The 24,883-nt window shown below is 74.5% G+C and carries 18 protein-coding genes and 3 pseudogenes; 10 read left to right on the top strand and 11 right to left on the bottom strand.

The window, feature by feature from the left end:
- Nucleotides 1-118: 118 nt before the first annotated feature.
- Nucleotides 119-2,527 (top strand): SpoIIE family protein phosphatase, encoded by a 2,409-nt coding sequence (locus ACFCY1_RS07640; protein WP_079271782.1) that lies wholly within the window; start codon nucleotides 119-121, stop codon nucleotides 2,525-2,527.
- 46 nt (nucleotides 2,528-2,573) lie between these two features.
- On the opposite strand, the gene ACFCY1_RS07635 is transcribed toward ACFCY1_RS07640, so the two are convergent.
- From ACFCY1_RS07635 to ACFCY1_RS07615, 5 genes are all read right to left on the bottom strand, one after another.
- The gene (locus ACFCY1_RS07635; protein WP_375873906.1) at nucleotides 2,574-3,713 is read right to left on the bottom strand and encodes a DUF2637 domain-containing protein; all 1,140 of its coding nucleotides are present in this window, start codon (nucleotides 3,711-3,713) and stop codon (nucleotides 2,574-2,576) included.
- Nucleotides 3,714-3,927: 214 nt separating this feature from the next.
- Nucleotides 3,928-4,875 (bottom strand): (2Fe-2S)-binding protein, encoded by a 948-nt coding sequence (locus ACFCY1_RS07630; protein ID WP_375873905.1) that lies wholly within the window; start codon nucleotides 4,873-4,875, stop codon nucleotides 3,928-3,930.
- Between the two features lie 163 nt (nucleotides 4,876-5,038).
- Entirely contained in the window at nucleotides 5,039-5,911 is an 873-nt protein-coding gene (locus tag ACFCY1_RS07625) for a hypothetical protein (RefSeq protein ID WP_049660965.1), read from the bottom strand.
- Between the two features lie 222 nt (nucleotides 5,912-6,133).
- Complete coding sequence (locus tag ACFCY1_RS07620; protein ID WP_241852729.1) at nucleotides 6,134-6,982, bottom strand: hypothetical protein; 849 nt, start codon at nucleotides 6,980-6,982, stop codon at nucleotides 6,134-6,136.
- A gap of 174 nt (nucleotides 6,983-7,156) precedes the next feature.
- Nucleotides 7,157-7,774, bottom strand: coding sequence for an NTP transferase domain-containing protein (locus ACFCY1_RS07615; protein ID WP_375873904.1), 618 nt, complete (start codon nucleotides 7,772-7,774; stop codon nucleotides 7,157-7,159).
- A gap of 130 nt (nucleotides 7,775-7,904) precedes the next feature.
- On the opposite strand from ACFCY1_RS07615, the gene moaA reads away from it, so the two are divergent.
- From moaA to ACFCY1_RS07600, 3 genes are all read left to right on the top strand, one after another.
- Nucleotides 7,905-9,005, top strand: coding sequence for a GTP 3',8-cyclase MoaA (gene moaA / locus ACFCY1_RS07610; RefSeq protein ID WP_375873903.1), 1,101 nt, complete (start codon nucleotides 7,905-7,907; stop codon nucleotides 9,003-9,005).
- Between the two features lie 151 nt (nucleotides 9,006-9,156).
- A complete protein-coding gene (locus ACFCY1_RS07605; protein WP_117487336.1) occupies nucleotides 9,157-9,930 on the top strand; it encodes an HNH endonuclease family protein in 774 nt (257 codons plus the stop codon).
- 94 nt (nucleotides 9,931-10,024) lie between these two features.
- Nucleotides 10,025-11,590 carry an alpha/beta hydrolase gene (locus ACFCY1_RS07600; protein WP_375873902.1) on the top strand — a complete coding sequence of 522 codons (1,566 nt, stop codon included), beginning with the start codon at nucleotides 10,025-10,027 and terminating at the stop codon, nucleotides 11,588-11,590.
- Nucleotides 11,591-11,697: 107 nt separating this feature from the next.
- On the opposite strand, the gene ACFCY1_RS07595 is transcribed toward ACFCY1_RS07600, so the two are convergent.
- A complete protein-coding gene (locus ACFCY1_RS07595) occupies nucleotides 11,698-14,133 on the bottom strand; it encodes a glycosyltransferase family 39 protein (protein ID WP_375873901.1) in 2,436 nt (811 codons plus the stop codon).
- 71 nt (nucleotides 14,134-14,204) lie between these two features.
- Nucleotides 14,205-15,326, bottom strand: coding sequence for an esterase family protein (locus ACFCY1_RS07590; protein WP_074001025.1), 1,122 nt, complete (start codon nucleotides 15,324-15,326; stop codon nucleotides 14,205-14,207).
- A 154-nt stretch (nucleotides 15,327-15,480) separates the two neighbouring features.
- On the opposite strand from ACFCY1_RS07590, the gene ACFCY1_RS07585 reads away from it, so the two are divergent.
- The 5 genes and pseudogenes from ACFCY1_RS07585 (at nucleotide 15,481) to ACFCY1_RS07565 (ending at nucleotide 19,933) form a co-directional block, all read left to right on the top strand.
- Nucleotides 15,481-16,449, top strand: a complete 969-nt coding sequence (locus tag ACFCY1_RS07585) for a hypothetical protein (RefSeq protein WP_375873900.1) — start codon at nucleotides 15,481-15,483, stop codon at nucleotides 16,447-16,449.
- A gap of 149 nt (nucleotides 16,450-16,598) precedes the next feature.
- Nucleotides 16,599-17,285: pseudogene (locus ACFCY1_RS07580) on the top strand (serine protease); the annotation flags it as partial.
- Between the two features lie 204 nt (nucleotides 17,286-17,489).
- Nucleotides 17,490-18,215, top strand: a pseudogene (locus ACFCY1_RS07575) (putative Ig domain-containing protein); the annotation flags it as partial.
- Nucleotides 18,216-18,291: 76 nt separating this feature from the next.
- Entirely contained in the window at nucleotides 18,292-18,957 is a 666-nt protein-coding gene (locus ACFCY1_RS07570) for an HAD family phosphatase (protein WP_074001028.1), read from the top strand.
- A gap of 79 nt (nucleotides 18,958-19,036) precedes the next feature.
- Nucleotides 19,037-19,933 carry an aminoglycoside phosphotransferase family protein gene (locus tag ACFCY1_RS07565; RefSeq protein WP_375873899.1) on the top strand — a complete coding sequence of 299 codons (897 nt, stop codon included), beginning with the start codon at nucleotides 19,037-19,039 and terminating at the stop codon, nucleotides 19,931-19,933.
- A 61-nt stretch (nucleotides 19,934-19,994) separates the two neighbouring features.
- Here the strand turns inward: ACFCY1_RS07565 and ACFCY1_RS07560 are convergent, their stop codons facing one another.
- The 3 genes from ACFCY1_RS07560 to ACFCY1_RS07550 form a co-directional block, all read right to left on the bottom strand.
- Nucleotides 19,995-20,459, bottom strand: a complete 465-nt coding sequence (locus ACFCY1_RS07560; protein ID WP_375873898.1) for a hypothetical protein — start codon at nucleotides 20,457-20,459, stop codon at nucleotides 19,995-19,997.
- Nucleotides 20,460-20,586: 127 nt separating this feature from the next.
- Nucleotides 20,587-21,585, bottom strand: a complete 999-nt coding sequence (locus ACFCY1_RS07555) for a helix-turn-helix domain-containing protein (RefSeq protein ID WP_375873897.1) — start codon at nucleotides 21,583-21,585, stop codon at nucleotides 20,587-20,589.
- Nucleotides 21,586-22,090: 505 nt separating this feature from the next.
- Entirely contained in the window at nucleotides 22,091-22,519 is a 429-nt protein-coding gene (locus ACFCY1_RS07550; RefSeq protein WP_375873896.1) for a GNAT family N-acetyltransferase, read from the bottom strand.
- Between the two features lie 370 nt (nucleotides 22,520-22,889).
- Between ACFCY1_RS07550 and hemC the strand changes: the two genes are divergently transcribed.
- Nucleotides 22,890-23,819: a hydroxymethylbilane synthase gene (gene hemC / locus ACFCY1_RS07545; RefSeq protein ID WP_375873895.1), complete on the top strand. Its 930-nt coding sequence runs from the start codon at nucleotides 22,890-22,892 to the stop codon at nucleotides 23,817-23,819.
- Between the two features lie 112 nt (nucleotides 23,820-23,931).
- Here hemC and ACFCY1_RS07540 read toward each other — a convergent pair.
- Nucleotides 23,932-24,591: pseudogene (locus ACFCY1_RS07540) on the bottom strand (hypothetical protein); the annotation flags it as partial.
- Nucleotides 24,592-24,883 lie beyond the last annotated feature (292 nt).

The raw sequence follows: 24,883 nt of genomic DNA, 5'->3' as shown, positions 1-24,883 counted from the left end.
GACCGAACCTCGACTGGCGACCGTCCGTCGCACCGTCCTATCCAGCACGACCCATCACAACGCCACGCGGCCCGTCCGGACGGTCGGCGCGGTCCGCCACGGCAGCGGCAGGAGCAGCATGCCCACTGAGCCCGAGTCGCCGGGGCCGGCGCTTCCTCCCGGCGCGGCGCCCGTCGTCGAGCCGCGGACGGTGGCGCCGCGAGCCGTAGAGCCGAGGACCGTGGAGCCGCGCACCGCCCGGCCGAGAGCCGTCGAGCCGCGTGTCGCCGAGCAGCCGGGCGCCCCGGAGCCGCGCACCTCCGGGCAGCCCGCCGCCGGCCCCACCACCACCGGGACGGGCCGGGCCCGGCCGCCCGCCCAGTCCTCGCGCCGCGGCTCCGCGGTGCGCCCGTCCCCGAGCCTCGCCGCCGCCCGGCTGGCGCCCGTGCTGTCGGGCGGCCTGCCGCCGTCCTCCGCGGACACCATGCCGGACTGGCTGGAGCCCGCGATGGCGGCCAATGGCATCGGCTCCTTCGACTGGGACATCCGCCGCGACGTCCTGGAGGGCGACCAGCGGGCCTGTGCGATCGTCGGCCTGGACGCCCTGGGGCAGAGCCGCTTCGACCGTACGGCCGCCTCCTTCCTGGCCATGCTGCACCCCGAGGACGCGCCCGTGGTGCGCCGCCGGGTCGAGCGCGCGGTGTCCGAGCTGGGCCAGTGCGGCGCCTACTACCGGACGGTCGGGGCGAACGGCGGCATGCGCGCGGTGCGCTTCCGCGGCCGGGTGCTCGCCGACGCCTTCGGCCGGGCCTCCCGGATGGTCGGCTTCGTCTGGGACGCCACCGTCGAGCTGCACAAGCGGGACCACGCCGACCGGATGGCCCTGCTGCGCGAGGAGCGCTCCCGGTTCATCAAGGAGGCGGCGCGCGCCCTCTCCGAAGCCGTCACCGTGCGTGACGTGGCCCGGGTGTTCACCGAACTGCCGCTGCCCGGACTGCCGCCGGACGGCCTGGTACTGGCCTCCTTCGAGGCCGGACGGGCGCAGATCCTCGGCGCCTCCGGCTACCGCTCCGACTCGCTGGCGGTCTGGGACCGCACCGTGCTGCCGCCCGGCCACCCGGCCGCCGAGGCGCTGCGCCACCGCGCGCCGGTCTTCGTCTCGACCCGCGAGGACTTCCGCGACGGCTACCCCGAGGTGTGGGAGCAGACCAGCCGCACCGGCCGGGGCTCCTGGGCGTACCTGCCGCTGGTGGCCAGCGGCCGGGCGATCGGCGTCTGCGTGGTCAGCTTCGACGACGAGCGCGAGCTGGACGCCGACGAGCGCACCCTGCTGACCACCCTGGGCGGGCTGGTCGCCCAGTCGCTGGCCCGGGCCCGGCTGCACGACGCCGAGCACGAGCTCGCGGCCGGCCTCCAGCGGGTGATGCTGCCGCGCACCGTCCCGTCCGTCCCGGGCGTGACCACCGCCGTGCGCTACATCGCGGCCGGCTCCGGCCTCCAGATCGGCGGCGACTGGTACGACGTGGTGCCGCTGCCCGGCGGACACGTCGGCCTGGTGATCGGCGACGTCCAGGGCCACGACGTGCACGCCGCCGGGATCATGGGCCAGCTGCGGATCGCGCTGCGCGCCTACGCGGCCGAGGGCCACCCGCCCGCCGCCGTGATGGCCCGCGCCTCCCGCTTCCTCGCCGACCTGGACACCGACCACTTCGCGACCTGCACCTACGCCGAGGTCAACGTGGACTACGGCGTGGTCTACGCCGTCCGGGCCGGTCACCTCGACCCGCTGGTGCGCCGCGCGGACGGCACCGCCGCCGTGGTGCCGGTGGCCGGCGGGCTGCCGCTGGGCATCGACCCGGACCAGGAGTACCGGGTCACCCGGTTCAGCCTGGACCCGGGCGAGACCGTGCTGCTCTGCACCGACGGCCTGGTCGAGGCGCGCGGCATGGACCTGGACGAGGGCATCGCCCGGCTCGCCCGGGCGCTCGCCCGCCCGCTGCCGGACGCCGGGCAGGCCGCCCGCGACCCGCTGGAGGAGCTGGCCGAGCGGATCGCCTCCCAGGCCGCCGACTCCAGCGAGCGCGAGGACGACATAGCGCTGCTGCTCCTGCGCTGGGACGGCCCGGCCGGCGGGCTGGCCGCCCAGCAGCTGCGCCGCCGGATCGGCCAGGCCGACCTGGCGCGGGTCGCCGAGGTCCGGGCCGAGCTGCGCGACGCGCTGCGCCGCTGGGGCGTGGCCGAGTTCATCGACACCGCCGAGCTGCTCTCCTCCGAGCTGGTCACCAACGCCATCCGGCACACCGACCGGGACGCCATGTTCACCGCCCGGCTCTACCGGGAGCCGGAGGCGGACGGTGGCCGGGCCCGGCTGCGGGTCGAGGTGGAGGACGAGTCGGACCTCTGGCCGACCCGCCGGACGCCGGGGGAGCAGGCCTCCTCCGGGCGGGGTCTGATGCTGGTCGAGGCACTCGCGGACTCCTGGGGCGTGGAGCCGCGCGGCTCCGGCAAGCGGATGTGGTTCGAGCTCAGCGGGACGTCGGCGGCCTGAGCGCCGGCCCGGGGCCTGGGCTCCCGGGGCGCCGACGGGGGAGCGGTCAGCCGAACTGCTGCTCCAGGTCCTTCAGTTTGCGTTCCATCTCGTCCAGCCGGGGCAGCGTGACGGTGTCCTCCTCCAGGGTGAGGTCGATGGTGCGCCGCTCCGGACGGGCCGGCAGGCCCGGCTGGACGACCGTGCCCTCGGCCGGTTCCACCTCGCGCGGACCGGCGGGGCGCTCCACCTCGGGACGCTCGGCCCCGACGCGCTCCGCCGACACCCGCTCCGTCGACACCCGTTCAGCCGACACCCGCTTCGTCGAGACGCGTTCCACCCCGGGGCGGTCCGCCGCAGCGGCCGTCGCGGGCTCCGCGCCGGACCCCAGCCGCCGCGCCGTGCCACCACCGCGCCGCCAGGCGCTGTGGGAGCGGTTGATCGCCCGGATCTCGGCCCGTTCCCGGCGCCCGGCCAGCTTGCGGCGCTGCTTCTCGTCGGCGCGCTCCCGCTTGTCGTCGCGCACCTCCTCGACCGCCTCGTCAAGGCTGCGGACGTTCTCCAGCAGCATCAGCGACCAGGCCGCGTAGGTCTCGCGCGGGGCGCGCAGCCAGCGGACGATGCGGATCTGCGGCAGCGGGCGCGGCACCAGGCCCTGCTCGCGCAGCGCGGCCCGGCGGGTCTGCTTGAGCGCCCGGTCGAACAGGATCGCCGCGGAGAGGGACATGCCGGAGAAGAACTGCGGGGCGCCGGCGTGGGTCAGGCCGCGCGGGGCGTGCACCCAGTTGAACCAGGCCGAGGCGCCGGCGAAGAGCCAGACCAGCAGCCGGGAGCCGAGCGCGGCGTCGCCGTGGCTGGCCTCGCGGACGGCGAGCACCGAGCAGAACATGGCGGCGCCGTCCAGGCCGAACGGGACGAGGTACTCCCAGCCGCCGGACAGGCCGAGGTTCTGCACGCCGAAGCCGACCAGGCCGTGGAAGGAGAGGGCGGCCGCGACGCCCGCGCAGCAGAACAACAGGGTGTAGGAGGCGCCGCCGTACAGGGATTCCTTGCGGCGGCGCCGTTCCTCGGAGCGCTCCCAGGAATCCGTGCCGGCGGTGGAGGAGGCGGACCCCCGGCTGCGGAGCAGGGCCACCAGGAGTGCGCTGACCAGCAGCCCCACGACCACGGTGATCGCCCATCCGAGCGGTATGTCGGACAATTTCATCGCCGAAACCAGCCTCGCTTTCCTGCGTCGCTTTTCTGCGTCGTGACGGCGGGGACCATCATGGCGGACGCGCGGCGAGGAAATGGCCGATTCGCCGTCAATGCGCTGAGGAGAGGGATTTCTGACCCGGTTACCATCGCATTGTCATGCGAATTTGAAGCGGGCTTTTCCCGGAATCGCGGGCTTTTCGGACCTGATATCGGACAGGTTTTCGTCAACGCCGCGTGACGCGCGGACAGCCGCCGCACATGTCCTTCGGATCGGCGGTGTAGACGAGGCAGCAGCTGGCCCGGGACCGCTCCAGGGCCGGAGTGCCACCCCCGCCGGGCGCCGGGGGCGTGAATCCGGCGCCCGGGATGAAGGGGGCCGGGGCCGGAGCGAGGCGGTCGCCCGCGCCGGGCGTGCGCGCGGGGTCGGGGGGCCCGCCGGGCGCCAGCAGCGCGGACAGTTCGGCGCGCGCCCGCTCCTGCTCCCCGAGCAGCCCGCCCGCGTAGCAGAGCCCCTCCACCACCGCGTCGGTGGCCATCGCCCACAGCACCCGGGGCCCGCGCCGCGCCTCCGGGCCGAAGGCGGTGAGCACCGGGGCCAGGAAGGCGCCCAGCGCGGACCGCAGGGCGGCGGCCAGCGCCGCCTCGTCCGGCACCGTCCGGGCCCACTCGGAGCCGACGGCCGTCCCGGGCTTCGAACCCGCCCCCGACCCGGCCGCCGGGTCGTCCGGAAGGCAGGCGAACTCCGCCGGGCGGACGGTCAGTTCGACCGCGTCGGGGCGTCGGCGCAGCGCGACGTCCCCGAGGCCGAGCAGCGGGACGCGCCGCTCCAGGAACCACGGCAGCGTGAACAGCAGCGAGACCGGCCAGACGAAGCGGTGCAGCCCGAAGCCGGCCGCGACGTCCGGGCGCAGCGGCTGCCCGTAGCGGGCGAGGCCCTGCCGGGCGTCGTGGGCGATCAGCTCGCGCACCGCCTCGGGGCGGGCGGCGAGGTCGGCGACGGGCAGCCAGCCGCCGCCGCGCCGGGGCGGGGCGCAGCGCACCGTCAGGACGGGGGTGAGTCCGGACAGCCGGTGGTACGAGGGGGCGCCCGGGGTGGTGGGGGCGGGGGTGCGCGCCCCGGTGGCGCGGGGGACGCGCGGCCTGGGGCCGGGCCGGGTGCTGCTCGCGGTCATGGACGGCCCCATCGGGTCGACCGGGGCGCCCATGGTCCGCCCGGCGGTGCCCGGCCGGGTGGTGGCGGCGCCGGACGCGGCCGGACCGGGGCATGGCGGTGCCCGGGGAACGGCAAGGCGACCTGGCCGGGGTACTGCTCCCCCCGGCCAGGTTAGCCTCACCTTAGCTGATCGTCCCCCCGGTCTCGCTGGTGATGCGCCCGTCCGGGGGAGCACCGGTTGTGCGGAGGGCGTTCAGCTGGCGCGCGAGCCAGACCGGCACGCCGCCCAGGGCGTCCACCAGCCGGGTCGCCTCGGCCCGCAGCCGCGCGGCCTCGGGCGGCTCGGACACCTCGGCGAGCGCCGCGAGCGCCGGCGCCACCCCCACCGTGAAGCCGAGTTGCTCGCGCAGCCGCAGGGAGGCGTCGAAGCCCTCCCGGGCGTTCCCGCGCTCCCCGCGCGAGAGCGCCAGCGCGGCCAGGTGCCGCCAGGTGTACGAGCGCAGCAGTTCGTCCCCGCGTTCGCCGGCGCCCTCGTGCGCCCGCCGGTAGGCGATCCAGGCGGCGCTGCGGTCGCGCAGCAGGTTCTCGGCGACCAGTCCGCGCCGGAAGTCCAGCAGCGGGCGGCCCGGGGCGTCCGGCGGCAGCAGGGCCGAGGTGCGGCCGAGCGCCGCCTGTGCCTCGTCCAGCCGGTCGCGCGGGCCGAGGACGCTCGCCACGTACGCGAGGAAGCCGCGGGCGCAGGCGGCGGCCGCGCGCTGCTCGGTGCCGGAGGCCAGGGCCTCCGCCAGGCGCAGCGCCTGTTCCGCCTGGGTCCAGTTCGCGGCGGTGAACAGGCATTGCTCGATGAGGAGTTCGGCCCGCCCCAGGGCCGCGTCCGGGTCGTGCTCGGCGGTCGGTCGCAATAGTTCGGCGGCCTCCTGCCAGCACCCCCGGGACCTCAGCCGCCACACGGTGTCACCCGGCTCCTCCGCTGCCGCCCGCCCCCGCCCCTCCGGGTTGCTCGGGTCCCATCCGTGCTCCGACAACGCCACCTCCTTGTGTGCGCCATCCGGCATGGGCACGGACCTGCCCCTGAGGCCCTGTCGCCACGACCCGCACGCATGGCGACGACAGGGCGAAAGGCCCGCGCTGTGGCGGCAATTCAACACGGGGGTGAGCTTGTGCACCAGATCACGAGCGAAGGTTGTTGCTTTTGGAAGAGAAATGATCTAGGGGTGCGCGAGGGAAAGGGGCCCGGAGGGGGCCGGTGGGGCGGCCCGGCGGGGCCGCCCGGTGGGTCAGGAGGTCCAGCCGGTCTCCATCAGGGCCTCGGCGGCGCCGTTCGCGGGCTGCGGCACGCCCGCCAGGTCCAGGCTGAACAGGGCCACCAGCAGCTGTTCGCCGCGCACGGTGGCCTGGTGCGAATAGCCCGCGAGGGTGAACATCGCGGCGGCCATCTCCTCGGCGTGCAGGGTCTGGAGCCAGAGGCACTCGACCGACTTCACGTCGGCGGGCTCGGTCCAGGTGTCCACCTGGGCGACCATCCGGCCGCCCAGCAGGGTGACCCCGTCGCGCTCCTGGGACTCGGTGAGCTCCAGGTCGTCGAAGCCGAGCCACTCCAGGTAGCGGGCGGCGGTGAACACCGCGTCCTGCGAGGTGCGCACCGGGTGCGGGCGGAACGGCGCGCGGTGGCGGAACGGGCGGGAGCGGCCGGTCGGGGACGGTGCGGGCGGGGCCGGGGCGGGGGCGTTCGCCGGGTGGGCCGGGAGCGGGCGGGCGGCCTGCGGGCCGGGGGCGGCGAGCGGGGCGGCGGTGCCGGTGCCCAGGCGGGTGGCGCGGTCCACCGGCAGCCGGACGGTGGCGCCGCAGTTGCAGGTGAACTCGGGCTGCGGCCACTGGTCGGAGCGGCCGCAGTGCGGGCAGCGCATGCTCAGCCAGGAGTCCTCCCAGGACCGGAAGCGCACCTGCACCGGCACTCCGCCGCGCAGCAGCGGCACCTTGAGCGAGGCCCCGCACGGACAGGGGAGGGAGGGCGGTTCGTAGAGGTGCTCGCGGCGGCAGGCGGGGCAGCGGATCGCCCGGGCGCCACCGCCGGGCCCCGTCCGAGCGGGGTCGTGTCCGGTGAAGTCGTCGGGCAGTCCGGCCATCGCGGGCTCCGTCCGTCGGTGTCGGGTGGGTGGGACGTCTCCCATGCTCCCCGAAATGTCCGGCGCAGGGCGCGGAATGGGGCAATCCTCAGGGACGGATCAGGGGATCCTGCCTGCTCGGGTAGGGAAGGAATCCTTCCGGAGGGGGATGCCCGGCGGGGCGGACCGGGACGTTCAGCCGGCGGACCAGCGGGCCAGGTCGGCGGGGGTGTCGAGGTCGTCCGGGGCGGCGACGTCGGCGCACTCGACCAGGACGAGCTCCGCCGCGTGCGCCGCCAGCAGGGCGCGGGCCCCGGCGTCGCCGCAGGCGCCCGCCGCCGCCTCGGCGAAGTGCCGGGCGCCGATCAGCACCGGGTGTCCGCGCCGCCCCTCGTAGGCCGCGGCGGCCAGTTCGGCGCCCGCCCGGTGGGCGGCCAGCAGCCGGGCCACCGCGGCCGGGGTGACGCCGGGGGTGTCCACCAGCATCACCAGTGCCGCCGAGGCCTGCGGCGGCAGCGCGGCCAGGCCGGCCCGCAGCGAGGAGCCCATGCCCTGCGCCCAGTCCGGGTTGCCGACCAGTCGGCAGCCCGGCAGGTGCGCGGTGGCCCGGACCCGTTCGCCCGCCGCGCCCAGCACGACCGTGACCTCCGTGCAGCCGCCGGCCCGGACCACCGCCACCGCGTGCTCCACCAGCGGCCGGCCCCGGTACCGGAGCAGCGCCTTGGGCCGCCCGCCGAGGCGCCGCCCGCCGCCGGCGGCGAGGACCAGGGCGGCGACCGGGCCCGGTCCGGCGGGTGTCGGCGCTGTCTGCATGGGGCCAGCCTGCCCGGTCGGGGCCGGGGCGCGCATTGTGGGAAGCCACAAGCGGAGGCGGTGCGCGGTGGCCGCGCCCCGGCGGTTCGGCCGCTGGCCGGGGCGGGCCCGGCCCGCCTGTACTGGGCCGATGAACACCGCCCCGTACAACCCCGCCCCGCACAACCCCGCCCCGCACAGCCCCGCCCCGCGCACCGCGCCTCCGTACGACACGCGACCGCACGACACCGAGGCCCGCGACCCCGCCCCGCCCCCGCTGGTGGACCGCTTCGGCCGGGTCCACACCGATCTGCGGGTCTCGCTGACCGACCGCTGCAACCTGCGCTGCACCTACTGCATGCCGGCGGAGGGGCTGCCCTGGCTGGGGCGCGCCGGGCTGCTGGGGGACGACGAGGTGGTCCGGCTGGTGCGGATCGCGGTGGAGCGGCTGGGGGTGCGGTCGGTCCGGCTGACGGGCGGGGAGCCGTTGCTGCGGCGGGGGTTGGCGGGGCTGGTCGGGCGGATCGCCCCGCTGGGGGCCGAGGTGTCGTTGACCACGAACGGGATCGGGCTGGCGCGCGCGGCGGCCGGGCTGGCGGCGGCGGGGCTGGGGCGGGTGAACGTCAGCCTGGACACGCTGCGTCCGGAGCGCTTCGCCGCGATCACCCGCCGGGACCGCATCGGTGACGTGCTCGCGGGGCTGGCGGCGGCGAGGGCGGCCGGGCTGGGGCCGGTGAAGGTGAACGCGGTACCGGTGCGCGGGGTCAACGACGACGAGATCGTGGAGCTGGTGGAGTTCGCCGTCGGGCACGGGTACCGGATGCGGTTCATCGAGTCCATGCCGCTGGACGCGCAAGGGGCGTGGGACCGTTCGGCGATGGTGACGGCGGCGGAGGTCCTGGCGGCGCTGGGGGAGCGGTTCGACCTCGTCCCCGTCGGCCGGTCCGGCAACGCCCCGGCGGAGGAGTGGCGGATCGCCGGTACGGACGCGGTCGTCGGCGTGATCGCCTCCGTCACCCGGCCGTTCTGCGGCGGCTGCGACCGGGTGCGGCTGACGGCGGACGGGCAGCTGCGCGCCTGTCTGTTCGCGACGGAGGAGTCGGACCTGCGGGCGCTGCTGCGCGGCGGGGCGGACGACGCGGCGATCGAGGCGGCCTGGCGGGCCGCGGTGGCGGGCAAGGGGCCCGGACACGCCGTCGGCAGCGCGGAGTTCGTCCGGCCCGACCGCCCGATGTCCGCCATCGGCGGCTGACGGCGCGGCCGGGGCTGGGGCCCGGACCAGGGCATGAGCGGGTGTGAGCTTCGACATGCTCGGCGGGATCGCGTGGCGTCGGCTTGACCTCCCCCCGGGCGGCTGGTCTGCTGGCTTGCCGTCAACCCGCCCCTGACCTCCGGAGTTCCCCGTGCCCGCCCGCCGCTCCACCCTGTCCGCCGCCACCGTGTTCCTGATATGCGCGCTCGCGCTGGTCGGCTGGCTGATCGGCGGCCGCGACCACAAGTCGACCGGCCCCAAGGCCAACGGCGGCACCGCCGCCGCCGGGGCCACCGGCACCAGCCCGCTGCAGAACCCGGACGGCACCAAGCCCGGCCTGGCGCCGCTGACCACCCCCGAGGAGCAGAAGGCCGGCCGGGACGTCATCGCCAAGGTGACCACCGCCGCCGTCGGCACCAAGGACGGCTACGACCGCAACGAGTTCGGCCCCGCCTGGACGGACAACGTCGAGGGCGTCCCGTTCGGCGGCAACAAGTGCGACACCCGCAACGACCTGCTGGCCCGCGACGGCACCGCCGTCGAGCACAAGGACGGCTCGGACTGCACGGTCACCGCGATGACCATCTGGGACCCGTACACCGGCAAGAGCGTCCAGTGGACCAAGCAGCAGGCCTCCAAGATCCAGATCGACCACGTGATGCCGCTCTCCTATGACTGGCAGATGGGCGCCAGCAAGTGGGACAAGGCCAAGCGCGTCCAGATCGCCAACGACCCGCTGAACCTGATCCCCGCCGACGGCTCGCAGAACGCCTCCAAGGGCGACTCCGGCCCGGCCTCCTGGCTGCCCGCCAACACCGAGATCCGCTGCTCCTACGCGGTGCGCTTCGCCCAGGTCTCGCTGAAGTACCAGCTGCCCGTCACCGAGGCCGACAAGAAGACCATGCTCCAGCTGTGCGGCGGCTGACGAAACGTCAATCCCCGCCGTCGAAGGACGGGCGCGGTGTGCCCCCGGTGACGGCCGGGCGCGGGCCGGGTGGTATTCGTGGGCGGTGGCCCCGATGATCTCCCCGCTCCCCCGGTCGGCCGGGCGCGCCGTGCCCGCCCTCGCCGCCGCCCTCGCCCTCGCGCTGTCGAGCGGCTGCACGGGCTCCGCCCGTCCGGCCGTCCGCCCGCCGCTGGACGAACGGGTCGCCGCCACCGCGGCCCCCGCCCTGCGCGCGCTCTACGACCAGCGGATCGACTGGCGGAGCTGCCCCGGCGAGGACGACGGCGACCAGGGCGCGGCCGCCGTGCGGTGCGCCACCCTCAAGGTCCCGTTGGACTACGCCGACCCGGGCGGCCGCACCGTCGACGTCGCCCTCGCCAAGGTGCCCGCCGCCGACCCGAAGCGGCGGCTCGGCGCCCTGCTGCTCAACCCCGGCGGACCCGGCAACTCCGGTGTCGACATGGTCCGTTGGGGCTGGCAGAGCTACCAGGGGCCGCTGCACGACCGGTACGACCTGGTCGGCTTCGACCCGCGCGGCGCCGGCGACACCACCCCCGTCCGCTGCCTGGACGACCGCACCCGCGACCAGTGGAACGCCACCGACGACCCGGCCTACGACCACGCCCGGATCCTCGCCGAGGCCTGCCGTGCCCGGCACGCCGACCTGCTCCCGCACCTCGGCACCCGCGACACCGCCCGCGACCTCGACGTGCTGCGCGGCGCCCTCGGCGAGCGCCGGCTGGACTTCCTCGGCTTCTCCTACGGCACCCACCTCGGCGCCCGCTACGCCGAGGAGTTCCCCGAGCGCACCGGCCGGCTCGTCCTCGACGGCGCCGTCGACCACAGCGCCCCCGCGGCGCGGCTCGGCATCGAAGCCGCCGTCGCCGCCGAGACCGGGCTCCGGGCCTTCGCCGCCGCCTGCGCCACCGAGGACGGGCCGGCCTGCCCGCTCGGCGCCGACCCGGCCGCCGCCCCGCAGCGCCTCGCCCGCTTCCTCGACGGCCTGCGCGACCACCCGCTGCGCGCCGCCGACGGCCGGACCCTCACCGCCGCGCTCGGCTGGGTCGCCGCCCTGGACGTGCTCTCCGACGGCCGCCGCTCCTGGCCCCGGCTGCGCGAGGCCCTCGAACCGGCCGTCACCCGGGGCGACGCCGACGGCCTGCTCGCCCTCGCCGACGGCGCCGACGGCCGCGGCGAGGACGGCCGCTACCGGACCCCGGCCGACGCCTTCGCCGCCATCTCCTGCGCGGACGGCCCGCCGCCGCCCACCGAGGCGGAGCTGCGCCCGGCCCTCGCCGAACTCGCCGCCCGCGCCCCGCTGACCAGCGGGCACGACCCGGTCGGCACCCTGCTCGAAGCGGATTGCCGCTCCTGGCCGTACCGTCCGGCCGAGCCGCCGCGACCGGTCCGGGCGCCGGGCAGCGCCCCGCTCCTGGTGATCGGCTCCACCGCCGACCCGGTCACCCCGTACGCCTGGGCCGAGCGGCTCTCCGCCGGGCTGGAGCACGGCGTGCTGCTCACCCGGGAGGGCGACGGGCACACCGCGTACGACAAGAGCGGCTGCGTCCGGGCGGCCGTGACGGCGTTCCTGGTGGACGGGCGGCTGCCGGCGGCGGGCACCCACTGCGGGTCGGACTGAGGGCGGCGGGGGCCGGGCCGAGGACGGCGGAGGGGCGACCGGGGACAGCGCGGAGGGGGCGTGCCGCTTTCGCGCGGCACGCCCCCTCCGGGGTCGCGGACCCCCGGTCAGGAGGTGGGGGCCGTCAGGTCGTAGAAGGTGGTCGAGCCGATGGGCTTCGCGGTGAAGTGGGCGGTCACCCAGGACTCGATCTGGGCGGACTCGCTCTGCTGCCCGCCCTCGCCGCCCGCGCCGCCGCCGAAGCCGCGGCGGGAGCCGCCCGCACCGATGAACCAGTGCACCTTGCCCTCCTGGACGTACTTCTGGAAGCCGGCCAGGGTCAGCGAGGGGTCGGTGCCGTTGAAGCCGCCGAGGGCCATCACCGGTTCGCCGGTGGCGAGTTGGTAGCCGGCCGCGGTCTGCGAGCCGATCGCGGCGGCCGCCCAGGTGTAGTGGTCGGCGTTCTCCTTGAGCATGGCGGCGACCTCGTCGGTCACCTTGGGGCCGTCGAGCAGGCCGCCCATGCCGCCGGGGGGCGGGCCGCCGGCCGTGCCGCCGGTGCTGTTCGTGCCGTCGGTGCCGGTGCCCTCGGGGTCCTGGGTGCCGGGGAGGCCGGTGCCGCCGCCGGTGCCGCGCTCGTGGCGGCCGTTGGCGCGGTCGCCGCCGTTGCCGGTGCCGCCGCCCGGGAAGCCCTGCCCGGGCGCGAAGCCCTGCTGACCGCCCTGACCGCCCTGACCGCCCTGACCGCCCGCGAAGGCCCCCTGGCCACCCGGAGCACCCGGGCCGCCCTGGCCGAACCAGTGCCCGTTGCCGTTGCCGGTGCCGCCCGGGAAGCCCTTGCCGCCTCGGTGCCCCATGCCGCCCGGCCCGGACCCGCCCTTCACGCCCGGCCCGGCGGTCACGATCGAGCCGGTGTGCGGGGAGTCCACGGTGTCCACCGCGTACGCGGCCGGACCGCCGAGCGCCGCCGCCAGGCCCAGCAGGCCCGCCACCGAGGCGATCCGCGCGCCGGCCCGGCCGGAGACCCGCCCGACGAACGGCCCGGCCGCCAGCGCGGCCGCCGCGAGCAGTCCACCGGCCAGCACCGCCCAGCGCAGCCACGGCAGGAAGCCGGAGCTGCGGCCGAGCAGCACGAACGCCCAGACCGCCGTCACCGCGAGCGTCCCGGCCAGCACCAGCGCCCAGGGCACCCGGTGCCGCGCCCGCCACAGCCCGTCCACGCCCATGCCGACCAGTGCCGCGACGGCCGGGGCCAGCGCCACCGTGTAGTACTGGTGGAAGATCCCGGACATGAAGCTGAAGACCAGCGCGGTGGAGAGCAGCCAGCCGCCCCAGACCAGGAAGGCCGCGCGGGCGGTGTCGGCGCGGCCGTAGCGGCGGGTCGCCCAGAGGCCGGCCAGCAGCAGGATCAGCGCGGCCGGCAGCAGCCAGGCGATCTGCCCGCCGATGTCGGTGCCGAACATCCGGGTCAGGCCGGTCTGGCCCCAGCCGCGACCGCCGCCGGGAGCCGCGCCGCCCGGCAGGTCGACCCCGGCCGGCATCCGGGCGCCGCCGCCCACGCTGCCGCGCTCGTTGCCGTCGACCCGGCCGAGGCCGTTGTAGCCGAAGGTGAGCGAGAGGAAGCTGTTGTCCTGCGAGCCGCCGATGTACGGGCGGGCCGAGGCGGGCATCAGCTCGACGACCGCCACCCACCAGCCGCCCGAGACCAGCAGTGCCGCGCCCGCGAGCAGGGTCTGCCGCACCCGCCGCCAGAGGCCGGTGGGCGCCACCACCAGGTAGATCACCGCGAAGGCGGGCAGCACCAGGAAGGCCGCCAGGGTCTTGGTGAGGAAGGCGAGGCCGAACATCACCCCGGTGAACACCAGCCACCGGGTGCCCGCCGCCTCGACGGCCCGGACCATCCCGTACGCGGCCAGCGTCAGCAGCAGCACCAGCAGCGCGTCCGGGTTGTTGAAGCGGAACATCAGCGCCGCGACCGGGGTGAGAGCCAGCGCGGCGCCCGCCAGCAGGCCGCCGAGCGGGGAGAAGCGCCGGCGCACCGTCGCGTACAGCACGCCGACGGTGGCCGCGCCCATCAGCGCCTGCGGGGCCAGCACCGACCAGGAGGAGAGGCCGAAGATCCGCGCCGAGAGCGCCATCGGCCACAGCGAGGCCGGGGGCTTGTCGACGGTGATGAAGTTCGCCGCGTCCGAGGAGCCGAAGAAGAAGGCCTTCCAGCTCTGCGAGCCGGCCTGCACGGCGGCCGAGTAGAAGGAGTTGGCCCAGCCGGAGGCGCTCAGGCCCCACAGGTAGAGGACGGCGGTCGCGGCCAGCAGCGCCAGCAGGGCCGGGCGCACCCAGCGCGGGTCGTCAGCGCGCCCGCGCCAGGCGCGGGCGGGGAGGGTGCGCAGCCGGTCGGGCCAGCTGGCGAACCCCTTGGGGCCGGCGGGCGGCAGGGGCTGTTCGGGGAAGAGCGGCGCCGGGTCCGACCGGACCGGGTCCGGCCCCGGCACCTCCGGCGGCGGGTAGTGCGCGGCCTCGGGCCACGGTTCGCCGGCCGGAGGGGAGTAGCTGCTCGTGGTCATGCGCCATACCGTCGGTGGCGTGCCTGAGAGAACCGTGAGACGGGAGTGTGAGGCGCGTGTGATCTGGAACGTCAGGCGGATGGCGGTACGGCGAGGTGCTTGCCCAGCCACTCCAGGGCCGGGGGGATCTCCCTGGTCCAGGTGTGGAAGTTGTGGCCGGCGGTGTCCAGGGTGATGGAGGACATCGTGGTGGGGGCCTTGAAGGCCGCGATCATGGCCTTGGTCTCGTCGTAGTTGTTCTCGTCGTACGCGGTGGTCAGCAGCAGGTTGACCGGGGCGGGCGGCTGGTTCTTCAGCCGCCACAGCAGGTCGTTCTCCTGCTTCAGCCGGTCGTTGCCGCCGAACAGGTCGCCGGTGGTCGCGTCGTGGGCCGCGTCGTAGTAGCCGGAGAGCGCGACCGCCGAGCGGTAGGCGTCGGGCTTGCGCAGCGCGAACTTGAGCGCGCAGTAGCCGCCGGTGGAGTTGCCGATCACCGCCCGGCTGGCCGGGTCGGTGCCGATCCGGTAGGTGGTGGCGAGGGCCTTGGGCAGGTCGCTGGTGAAGAAGGTCTCCACCTGGGGGCCGTTCGGCACGTCCACGCACTCGGTGTCCCGGTCGCCGACCAGGGTGGGGCGGGTCATCACCAGGACGGTCGGCGGCAGCTTCTTCTGCTCGATCGCGTTCAGCGTGGACGCCGGGTACTGCATCAGCGAGATCAGCTTCTCCGGGGTGCCCGGGTAGCCGGTGAGCACCAGGGCCATCGGGAAGCGCTGCTTGGCGTAGTCCGGCTGGAAGTACTGCGGCGGCAGGTAGACGTACGCCTCGGTGGTCAGGCCGCTGCCGGCTCCTTTGACGTCGACCTTCTGGATCAGGCCGGAGCGCTCCGGGTCCGAGCCCTGCGCGGAGTAGAACTTCTGCTCGCCGGTGACGGCGACCCCGGAGGCGTTGGGCTGGTGGTCGACCACCGTGCCGAGCCCGCCGCTGGTGCCGAGCAGGTCCGTCCAGGAGCTGTAGAAGCCGAAGTAGCTGTTGGCGATCAGGCCCATCGCGGCCAGCACCGACACCTGGGTGGCCAGGAACGCCCCGAGCCGGCCCAGCCACGCCTTCCAGCCCTTCCCGCCGAACCGCGGCCAGAGCCACATGGTGGCGGCGAAGACGGCGATCGCGAGGAGCGAGGCGATGATCTGGAGGGGGAGTCCGGTGAGACTGAGCACGGGCCCGATCGTAGTTGACCTCCGGAGACGGCCTCGGAGGGCCCCTCGGAGGTGACCGCCGGGTAATGGGTTGACGGGGTCGTTCGTGCTCGGGACCATGTGTGACCGCACGGCTGCGCGGTGTGCGCGCGGTCCGGCTACCCGGGGGTGGGGCATGAGGTTCACGGGGTCCGAGAGGTTCGTGGGGAAGGCCGCTCTGGCCGTCGGCACGGCGCTGGTGCTGGCGGCCTGCTCCGGTGGCGGGGGCGGTGGTTCGGCGGGCGGCTCGTCCGCGCCCGGGGCGGCGGGGACGGGGGTCTCGGCGAAGCCGACCGCGACGCCGACGCCGACCCCGACCCGGGCGCCGTACGGCCCGGTGCTCAGCGCGAGCGTCGACCCGGTCACCGTCGCGCTCGCCCAGGTGGCCGGCGCCAAGGACCTGGGCGACCTCGACACCGTGCTCGGCGGCATCGTCACCAGCGCGCAGGGCGCCGCCAAGTCCCTGAGCGTGGCGGACGAGCCGCCCGGGGTGACGGCGGCGCGGAAGGAACTGGTGGCGGCGCTGACCTCGCTCGCCACCGACGCCGGCAAGGTCCGCAGCGACATCAAGTTCCACGACGTCTGCGCGCTGAGCTCGGCCGAGGCCGAACTGGGCGCCTCCCAGGGGCTGGCGGCGGTGTCGGCGGCCCTCGTCACGATGACCGCGGCCGGCTACCAGACCACCTTCGCCGTCCCGCCGCTGCCCCAGCAGCAGTCCCGCGCGCTGGACAACGGCACCATGGTCCGCAAGGGGAAGCTGCGCGGCGAGGGCGTGTTCAAGGTCGAGAACGGCGGCAAGGTGGACGCCGTGGTGTCGCTCGCGCTGAACGGCAAGGCCGTGCACTCGGTGTTCGTCGGCAAGGGGCAGCACGCCAGTGTCGACGGCGTGGAGGACGGGACGTACGAGGTCTACGTCTCCGGCGGCGCGGACTGGGACTCCGACGCCAAGGGCTTCACCCAGAACTGCCAGTTCACCAAGTTCGAGGACACCTTCCCGTTCGAGACCGGCCGGACCGCGACCTCCTGGGAGATCACCCTCCAGCCGGTGGCCGACGGCAACGCCAAGACCAACGACGTGGACCCGAACGCCTTCCCGCAGCCGTAGCCGTAGCCGCAACCGCGACCGCAGCCGCAGCCGTATCCACTGCCCCGGCCCGTAACGGGCATACCGGGACGGGTCGTTGCCGTCGGATGGCACGGCCCGTGCCGGGCAGTGGCGAGTTCGGTCACACTCCTTGACCTCTTGAAGTGGCCATGGCACTTTCATGCGGCGCGGGCGTCGGCGACCAGTCGTACACCCCGCGATCCCCCACAAGGAGAGCCATGTTCAAGAGACTTGTCGCGGTGGCCGGTACGAGTGCCGTCGTCGCGGGCGGGCTGGCCTTCGCCGCCGCCCCCGCGCACGCCGTCCAGGCGGCCGACCTGACGTCCACCATCGCCCTGAGCAACTGCTCGGCCTCGCTGGTCCGTTACCCCACCTCGGCGGCCGGCGACCGGGCGCTGATGCTCACCAACGGACACTGCCTGCCGACCATGCCCTCGGCCGGCCAGGTCATCCAGAACACCACCGCCAGCCGCAGCGGCACCCTGCTGGACGGCGCGGGCAACAGCCTGGGCACCGTCCAGGCCGACAAGCTGCTCTACGCGACCATGACCGGCACCGACGTCGCCCTCTACCAACTCACCGACACCTACGGGTCGATCAGCTCGAAGTACGGCGCCACCGCGCTGACGATCAGCGACGCCCACCCGACCGACGGCGCGTCGATGTACATACCCTCGTCGTACTGGAAGCAGGTCTGGAACTGCTCCGTCAACGGCTTCGTGCCGACCCTGCGCGAGGACGCCTGGACCTGGCACGACTCGCTGCGCTACAGCTCCGGCTGCAACACCACGCACGGCACCTCCGGCTCGCCGATCGTCGACTCCGCCAGCGGGCGGATCGTCGGCATCAACAACACCGGCAACGACGACGGCGGCATGTGCACCCTCAACAACCCGTGCGAGGTGGCCGCCGACGGCACCACCAAGGCCTACAAGGGCCAGAGTTACGGCGAGGAGACGTACTGGTTCACCACCTGCCTGAACTCCTCGACCCGGGCCATCGACCTCAACGTGGCCGGCTGCCTGCTCACCAAGCCGGCCGGCAGCGCCGTCTCGGTGACCAACCCGGGCAACCAGTCCACCGCCGTCGGCGGCGCGGTCAACCTCCAGATCAACGCCTCCGGTGGCACCGCCCCGCTGTCCTACGCCGCGAGCGGCCTGCCCGCCGGGCTGTCGATCAACTCCTCCACCGGCGCGATCACCGGCACCGTCTCCACGGCGGGCAGCTCCACCGTCACCGTCACCGTGACGGACGCCGCCGGCAAGTCGGCCTCCACCAGCTTCACCTGGGCCGTCTCCACCGGTGGCGGCGGCTGCACCCCGGCCCAGCTGCTGGGCAACGAGGGCTTCGAGTCGGGCACGGCCACGCCGTGGACGACGTCGAGCGGCGTGGTGGACAGCAGCGCCTCGCAGGCGGCCCACAGCGGCTCCTGGAAGGCGTGGCTGAACGGCTACGGCTCCACCCACTCGGACTCGCTGTCGCAGACGGTGAGCATCCCGGCCGGCTGCAAGGCGACGCTGAGCTTCTGGCTGCACATCGACACCGCCGAGTCGGGCACCACCGCGTACGACAAGCTGACCGTCTCGGTGAACGGCACCGCGCTGAAGACCTACTCCAACGTGGACGCCGCGGCCGGCTACCAGCAGCGCACCTTCGACCTGTCGGCCTACGCGGGCCAGACGGTCACCGTGAAGTTCGCCGGGACCGAGGACGCCTCGCTCCAGACCAGCTTCGTGATCGACGACACCTCCATCCAGACCAGCTGAGGTCAACGCCCGGGCGCCGGTGGCCAGTTCGACGGCCACCGGCCCCCGGGCGCGGGCACCGGCCTATGCTGGTGGGATGATCAAGCCGATTGAGCTGGTGATTTTCGACTGCGACGGCGTCCTGGTGGACAGCGAGGTGATCGCCGTCCGGGTGCTGGTGCGGCTCGGCGAGGAGTACGGCTGGCCGTTGACCGAGGCGGAGGCGATCGAGCTCTTCGTCGGACGGTCCGAGGCGGCCAACCGGGCCACGGTCACCGAACGGCTCGGCGGCGAGACGGCGACGGTGTGGAGCAAGCGCTTCGTCGAACTGCACGCCGAGGCGGTGGACGCCGGACTGACCCCCGTGGACGGCCTGCCGGAGGCGCTGGCCGCGATCACCCTGCCCACCTGCGTGGCCTCCAGCGGCACTCACGAGAAGATGCGCCACACCCTGGGCCGGACCGGCCTCCACGACCACTTCGCCGGGCGGATCTTCAGCGCCACCGAGGTCGAGCGCGGCAAGCCCGCACCGGACCTCTTCCTGCACGCCGCCCGCTCGATGGGCGTCGACCCGGCCGCCTGTGTGGTGGTCGAGGACAGCCGCCCCGGCGTCGAGGCCGCCCGCGCCGCCGGGATGCGCGCACTCGGCTACGCGGGCGGCGTCACCGCCGCGGAACGGCTGGCCGGACCGGGCACCGTGGTCTTCGACGACATGCGCGAGCTGCCCGCCCTGATCGCGGCGGGCGCGGTCCGCCAGGGCTAGCCGCCGCCCTCCGGGCGGCCGTCGGTCCGGCGGCAAATCGGTTGCCCGGCGCGGCCCGCGGCTGGCAGGGTCGGGCGCTATGGCCACCTCCCACAAGTTGCACGCCGACGAACTGGACATCGACGAGGCGCTGGTGCGCCGGATGGTCGCAGAGCACTTCCCGCACTGGGCCGGTCTGTCGGTCGAGCCGGTGGAACCGGCCGGGACCAGCAACGCGATGTACCGGCTCGGGGCGGAGCTGGTGGTGCGCGTCCCGCGGATCCCCGGGGTGGTCGAGGAGATCGCCAAGGAGGACGTCTGGCTGCGGCGGCTGGCCCCGCGGCTGCCGGTCCCGGTGCCGGTCCCGCTGGCCGTGGGCGGACCGGTCGACGGCTGCCCCTGGCCCTGGTCGGTGCTGCGCTGGCTCGACGGCGCCACACCGGTGCCCGGCCGGATCGCCGAACCCGGGGCGCTGGCCGGGGACTTGGCCGACTTCGTGACGGCCATCCGCCGGATCGACCCGACCGGTGCCCCGGCCGCCCACCGCAGCGAGTCGCTGGCCTCGCGGGACGCCGGGACCAGGACCTCGATCGCGGCCGTGGCGGACCTCGTCGACGCCCCCGCCGCGACCGCCGCCTGGGAGCGGGCCCTGGCCGCCCCGGCTCCCGACGGCCCGCCGGTCTGGCTCCACGGGGACCTCCAGCCCGGCAACCTGCTGGTGTCCCCGGACGGCCGGCTGAGTGCCGTCATCGACTTCGGCTGCGCGGGCCTCGGCGAACCGGCCGTCGACCTGATCCCCGCCTGGTACGTCCTGCCCGCCGCCGCCCGCCCCGCTTTCCGTACGGCCGTGGCGGCCGACGACGCGGCCTGGGACCGCGCCCGCGGCTGGGCCCTGTCCGTCGCGCTGATGGAAGTCTCCTACTACCGGGACAGCGACCCGCGGATGACCGCCATCGCCCGCCACGTCATCGCCGAGGTGCTGGCCGACCACGCGTAGGCGTACGGGCCGCTCCCCGCCCGCGAGACGACGGGCGGGGAGCGGCCGGGCCGTCGGCAGGTCAGCCGATCGACAGCCAGCCCGAGTACGTGTCGGTCAGCACCAACAGCCCGGTGTCGCCGTCGTAGAGGGCGTTGTTCAGCTGGATGTGCCCCGTCTCGCGCATGTCGTAGTTGCACTCCGCCCAGTGGCCGACGCCGAGGGCGTTGCGGCACGCGCCGGTGCGGCCGTAGTCGGTGCTCCACCGGCCGACGGCGGAGAAGCCGTCCTTTGCGGTGTCGAGCACGAGCACCTTGTCGCCGGCCTTGTCGAAGCAGGTCTTGACCCCGGGGCTGGTGATGCACGGCAGGCTGGCCGCCGTGATCGCGGACTCCGACATGGTGACGGGCGTCCCGATCGTGCGCGGGTCGTCCTGCGGCGCGGCGACGGCCTGACCGCCGCCGAGGCCGGTGAGCCCGAGCGCCAGGGCGGCGAGGCCGACGGCGGCGGCGGAGCGCGGGTTCCTGCGGAGTCCGTTGCTGGACATGGATGGTCCCCCTTCGAGGGTGTCGGTGGGTTCGCGTCCACCACCTGGTTCCCCGTGGTGGACACAGCATCAGCTTGCCGAGACACCAAGGGAGTTGTCGTTAGCAGCCGGTCCACGTCCGCTTCGCTCAGCGTCCACCCGCGGCCGTCGCGGCGGCGCCGTGCCGGAAGTCGCGGGGCGGCAGCCCGTACGCGCCGCGGAAGGCGCGGCTGAAGTCGGCGGCGCGGGGGAACCCGCAGCGGGCCGCGATGACGTGGACGGGGGTGGCGGCCAGGGCCGGGTCGGCGAGGTCGCGGCGGGCCCGTTCGAGGCGCTGGTGGCGGATCCAGGCGGCGACGGTCTCCTCTTCGCCCTCGAAGAGGCGGTGCAGGTAGCTGACCGAGATGTGGTGCGCGGCGGCGACGGCGCCGGGGTCGAGGTCCGGCTCGTGCAGGTGGGAGCGGATGAAGGCCCGGATCCGTTGGACCAGCGCCCGGCGCCGGCTCTCCGGCGGTACGGCGTCCTCGGCGTCGAGGTGGTGGGCGAGCAGCGCCGACACCAGGTCGAGGGCGACGGTGCCCAGTCGGGGTGCGTCGCCGGCCCGGTAGGCGCCGGGGTCGGCGGCGATGCCGGCGAGCAGTTGGACGAGCAGGGCGCCCACGCCCGTGCCCCCGGGCATCCGGCGGGCCGTGAGCGTGCCGATCCGGTCCGGCGACAGCGGCAGCGCCTGCCGGGGCACGGTCAGCCAGCCCCCGCGGACCCGCTGGCGCGGATCGTCGGTGCTCGCCTGGAGGAGGAGGGGCCGGGCGCTGTCCTGCAGGACCACGTCGTGCGGGCGGTAGGCGCCGAGGCCGTCGGAGCGGACCGCGGTGGCGGAGTCGCCGAACGGGAGCGAGAACAGGTACAGCTCTGGGTCGGTGGACGAGCGGATCAGGCGTGGTGACCGCCTCGCGGCGAGCGGCGGGTGCTCCATCGTCCAGAGCGCCACGTCGCCGAGCGGCAGGATGTGCACCTCGGACCGGAAGTCGGCCCTGTGCTCGGTGCGGACGTCGAACGGCGCGATCAGCCGGACGAGTTGCTGCTGCCAGTACTCGAAACGGTCCCGCGGTTCCACGTCCTCGGTCCGGTACACCGACTCGGTCAGCATGCTCGCCCTCCCCTGGCTCGCCTTCCCGTCCCGGCATTCTCACACCGCCGACGGATCCAGCCCGGGGAAGGAGGGGGGCGGCCGGCGGGGCCACCCGAAGAGAGCAGGCCGGAAGAGCGGCAACAGCCGGCGGCCAACTCCCGTACGGCCTGCGGTATCTCGGCGACGGTGACGGTCGACATCGGCAGGTCGGCAGCCGAGCAGCGCTTCACTCCACCATCCGGCGCCGCTATCGCTGCGCAGGAAGTCGGCCCCACCGACTTCCTGCGCAGACGATGAGCGAACCAAGTCGAGGCCGAGGGCGGAACCTCGGCGAACATGAGAAATCGCCAGAATCGATGATCTGACCGGAGTTCAGTGAAATCCAGAGTCGGCGGCATGCATGCGGGATCGCTTCGCTACGGGATGACCAGCTGAGCCCGTTGCCGCTTCGGCCTTTCCGAAGCGGCAACGGCACCACCACACCTGCGTAGGAAGTCGGCGGGGCCGAAGTCAACCGTGGCTTTCAGGACTCCGCCGGAACTCGGCGCTCCGGGGCCAGTACCTGCCACCGTCGGACGGCCATGCCTCTCAGCGGCAGCATTCCGAGCTTCTCGTAATACGCGCGCAGCGGCTCGTCGCAGGTCAGGTCCACGGAGTACAGATGTTCCGCCTCGGCGAGGACCCGCCGGACCAACTGCCCGCCGATGCCTTTCCCCTGGTATTCGGGCAAGACCTCCAGCCACGGGATGAAGCCCGTGAGGACCCCGTCGCTGATCATGTTGACGAAGCCCACGACGCGCCCCGTCCCGGCATCCAGAGCAACCACGACCCGGTAACTGCCCTTGAGTACGGCAAGGTGCTGCGCGGCCGTCGGCGGTGCGGGCCAGCCTACGAAGAACCCGGAAAGGTCCTGCTCCGCAAGATCGGAGAGATCGGTGCTGTAGTTGATCACCGGCGCATCCTGTCAGAGCGAAGCACGCGCTCTGGAGGAGACCGTCAGCCACGGCTGTCCGCGACCGCGATTTCAGCGATGCTCCGTACCGGGGCGTGGAGAGCCGGTCTTCGAGAAATCGTCGACAGTCAGGCCGTGTTGGGCCTGATCGCGAGACTCGGCATGACGCACAACGCGCCGCCCGGATCACCATCCGGACGGCGCGTCACCCAGGGCGGACGCTGCTTGATGCGGCACTGGGCCGACGACGGTTCGGGTGATGTACGCCCCCGTGGACTTCTCCCCGGTTTCCGACATAACGTCGGAAACCGGGCATGTTCGATGCGGGTAGCATGCGGCCAACGCTTCGTCTGATGCTTGGAGTTGGCTTATGAGCACACTGGTGGTGGGGTCGCGGGCCAGTCACCTGGCGCGGGCTCAGGTCAGGGAGTTCCTGGCGCCGCTGCGGGGGCGCTTCCCCGGCGTGGTGTTCCGCCGGCGAGTGATCACGGAGGCCGGTGACCAGGACCGCAGGTCGGCCCTGAGGGACGTCTCGGAGCGTGGCGGCGGCTCGGCGTTCTCGGTGAACCAGGTGAACGCGCTGGTATCCGGTGAGGTCGACGTGATCGTGCACTCGCTCAAGGACCTGCCCACCGCGAACCCGCCCGGCCTGATCCTCCTGCCCCCACCCACCCGTGCGGACGTGCACGACGCCCTGTGCGGCTCGACGCTGGCGGACCTTCCGTACGGGGGCAGGATCGGGACGTCGGCGTCGCGCCGGATCGCCCAGCTGCTGCACGTCCGTCCGGACTTGGTGCCGGTGGAGATCCGGGGGAACGTCCCGACCAGGCTCGGCAAGCTCAGGACGCAGCAGCTGGACGCTGTCGTCCTGGCGGCCGCCGGGATCAAGCGGCTCGGCCGCGGCGAGGAGATCAGCGAGATCCTGCCGGTCGGGCTGTTTCCGCCGTCTCCCGGGCAGGGCGCGCTGGGCATCCAGATCCGGGAGGACAACGAGTGGGCCCGCGAGGTCCTGGCCGGTTCCGGTGACCCGGTGACCGACGCGGAGGTCCGGGCCGAGCGGGCGATGCTGGGGGAGCTCCACGGCGGATGCTCGGTGCCGGTCGGTGCGTTCGGCAAGGCCGACGGCGACGTGCTGACCCTGCACGGGCAGGTCACCTCCGTGGACGGCGGGCGGCAGGTGGAGGCCCGGCTCTCCGGCCCGGTGAGCGAGCCGGAGAAGCTGGGCGCGCTGGTGGCAGGCCTCCTGCTGGACCAGGGCGCGGAGGGCATCCTGGCGGAGGTCCGGCCCACTGCCGCGTAGGTGACGATCCGGTCCGCTCCGGCCCGTTTGAGCATGGTGAACAGTTCCGCGAGCGGGTGGAAGTCCCGCCGTCCGGTGGCCGGGTCGGGCGGGGCGAGGCGAGGCGGGTGTACTCGCCGGAGACGGAGAACGGCATCAGCGGGGCTGCCGTCCTGACCCTGAGGCTGGCGAGCACGTCCACTGACGGCATCCCCGGCTCCAGCAGCAGCATGTCCGCCCCCTCGTCGAGGAAGGCGAGTCCGGTGTCGACGGCGGTCTCCGGACTGCGAGGGCTGATCCGGAACGGGCGGCGGGCGGCGGGGGTGGGGACGGCCCGCATGGTGGTGCGGTAGCCCTCGTAGAGGGCGGAGTCGACGATCAGGTGCGGCATGGTCGCCACGTCCCGGTGACCGGCCTCGTCCAGCGCCTGCCGCACGGCCCGGGTGGTACCCCGGGTCATCGCGGCAAGGCCGACGATGTCGGCGCCGGCCCCGGCCTGGATGACGGCCTGGGCGGCGGTCAGCGCGGCCGTCGTTTCCAGATTGATCCGGGCGCCGACGGTCAGGTGGCACTCGCCGGTGTCGGTGTGGCCGCACAGGCAGTTCTCCGTCATCACGGCCATGCCGGGCTCGGTGTCCTTGACGGCGCGGATTGCCCGCACCATCAGGCTGTCCGACGCGACGGCACCGGCGGCCCGCTCGTCACGGCGCGGACTGTTGGCGAACACCTTCACCGAGCGGATGCCGACGGCGGTCAAGTTCCGCACGGCCTGCGGGATCTCGGGGACGGTGATGGTCGACAGCCGAATAGCGCTTCACCCCACCAGGCAGCGCCGCTGCGGCTGCGTAGGAAGTCGGCCGGGCCGACTTCCTGTGCGCGGCGAGGCGATCCGCCGGGCGGGTCCGGCGGCCGATCAATGTCGTCGGGCGGGCCCGCCCGACGACAAGAAAAGGCGAGGGAAGCACCCCGCATTCCGTCCCTTTCAGGAACCCGCAAGAGCAACGGCAGCCCCGGCCACGCATGGCCGGGGCCGCCGAAACCACCGCCGAGCAGCACTTGCTTCACCCCATCATCCGTCGCCGCTT

The sequence above is a fragment of the Kitasatospora sp. NPDC056273 genome (assembly GCF_042268845.1).
Lineage (GTDB): Bacteria > Actinomycetota > Actinomycetes > Streptomycetales > Streptomycetaceae > Kitasatospora.
The sequence above is the reverse complement of the archived record's forward strand: the minus strand, read 5'-3'. Positions and strand labels throughout refer to the sequence as shown.

Bases quoted from the DNA above. Each gene is read 5' to 3' on its own strand.
- ACFCY1_RS07640 (WP_079271782.1), top strand. From the start codon at position 119: ATGCCCACTGAGCCCGAGTCGCCGGGGCCGGCGCTTCCTCCCGGCGCG.
- ACFCY1_RS07635 (WP_375873906.1), bottom strand. From the start codon at position 3,713: ATGAAATTGTCCGACATACCGCTCGGATGGGCGATCACCGTGGTCGTG.
- ACFCY1_RS07630 (WP_375873905.1), bottom strand. From the start codon at position 4,875: ATGACCGCGAGCAGCACCCGGCCCGGCCCCAGGCCGCGCGTCCCCCGC.
- ACFCY1_RS07625 (WP_049660965.1), bottom strand. From the start codon at position 5,911: ATGCCGGATGGCGCACACAAGGAGGTGGCGTTGTCGGAGCACGGATGG.
- ACFCY1_RS07620 (WP_241852729.1), bottom strand. From the start codon at position 6,982: ATGGCCGGACTGCCCGACGACTTCACCGGACACGACCCCGCTCGGACG.
- ACFCY1_RS07615 (WP_375873904.1), bottom strand. From the start codon at position 7,774: ATGCAGACAGCGCCGACACCCGCCGGACCGGGCCCGGTCGCCGCCCTG.
- moaA (WP_375873903.1), top strand. From the start codon at position 7,905: ATGAACACCGCCCCGTACAACCCCGCCCCGCACAACCCCGCCCCGCAC.
- ACFCY1_RS07600 (WP_375873902.1), top strand. From the start codon at position 10,025: ATGATCTCCCCGCTCCCCCGGTCGGCCGGGCGCGCCGTGCCCGCCCTC.
- ACFCY1_RS07595 (WP_375873901.1), bottom strand. From the start codon at position 14,133: ATGACCACGAGCAGCTACTCCCCTCCGGCCGGCGAACCGTGGCCCGAG.
- ACFCY1_RS07585 (WP_375873900.1), top strand. From the start codon at position 15,481: ATGAGGTTCACGGGGTCCGAGAGGTTCGTGGGGAAGGCCGCTCTGGCC.
- ACFCY1_RS07570 (WP_074001028.1), top strand. From the start codon at position 18,292: ATGATCAAGCCGATTGAGCTGGTGATTTTCGACTGCGACGGCGTCCTG.
- ACFCY1_RS07565 (WP_375873899.1), top strand. From the start codon at position 19,037: ATGGCCACCTCCCACAAGTTGCACGCCGACGAACTGGACATCGACGAG.
- ACFCY1_RS07560 (WP_375873898.1), bottom strand. From the start codon at position 20,459: ATGTCCAGCAACGGACTCCGCAGGAACCCGCGCTCCGCCGCCGCCGTC.
- ACFCY1_RS07555 (WP_375873897.1), bottom strand. From the start codon at position 21,585: ATGCTGACCGAGTCGGTGTACCGGACCGAGGACGTGGAACCGCGGGAC.
- hemC (WP_375873895.1), top strand. From the start codon at position 22,890: ATGAGCACACTGGTGGTGGGGTCGCGGGCCAGTCACCTGGCGCGGGCT.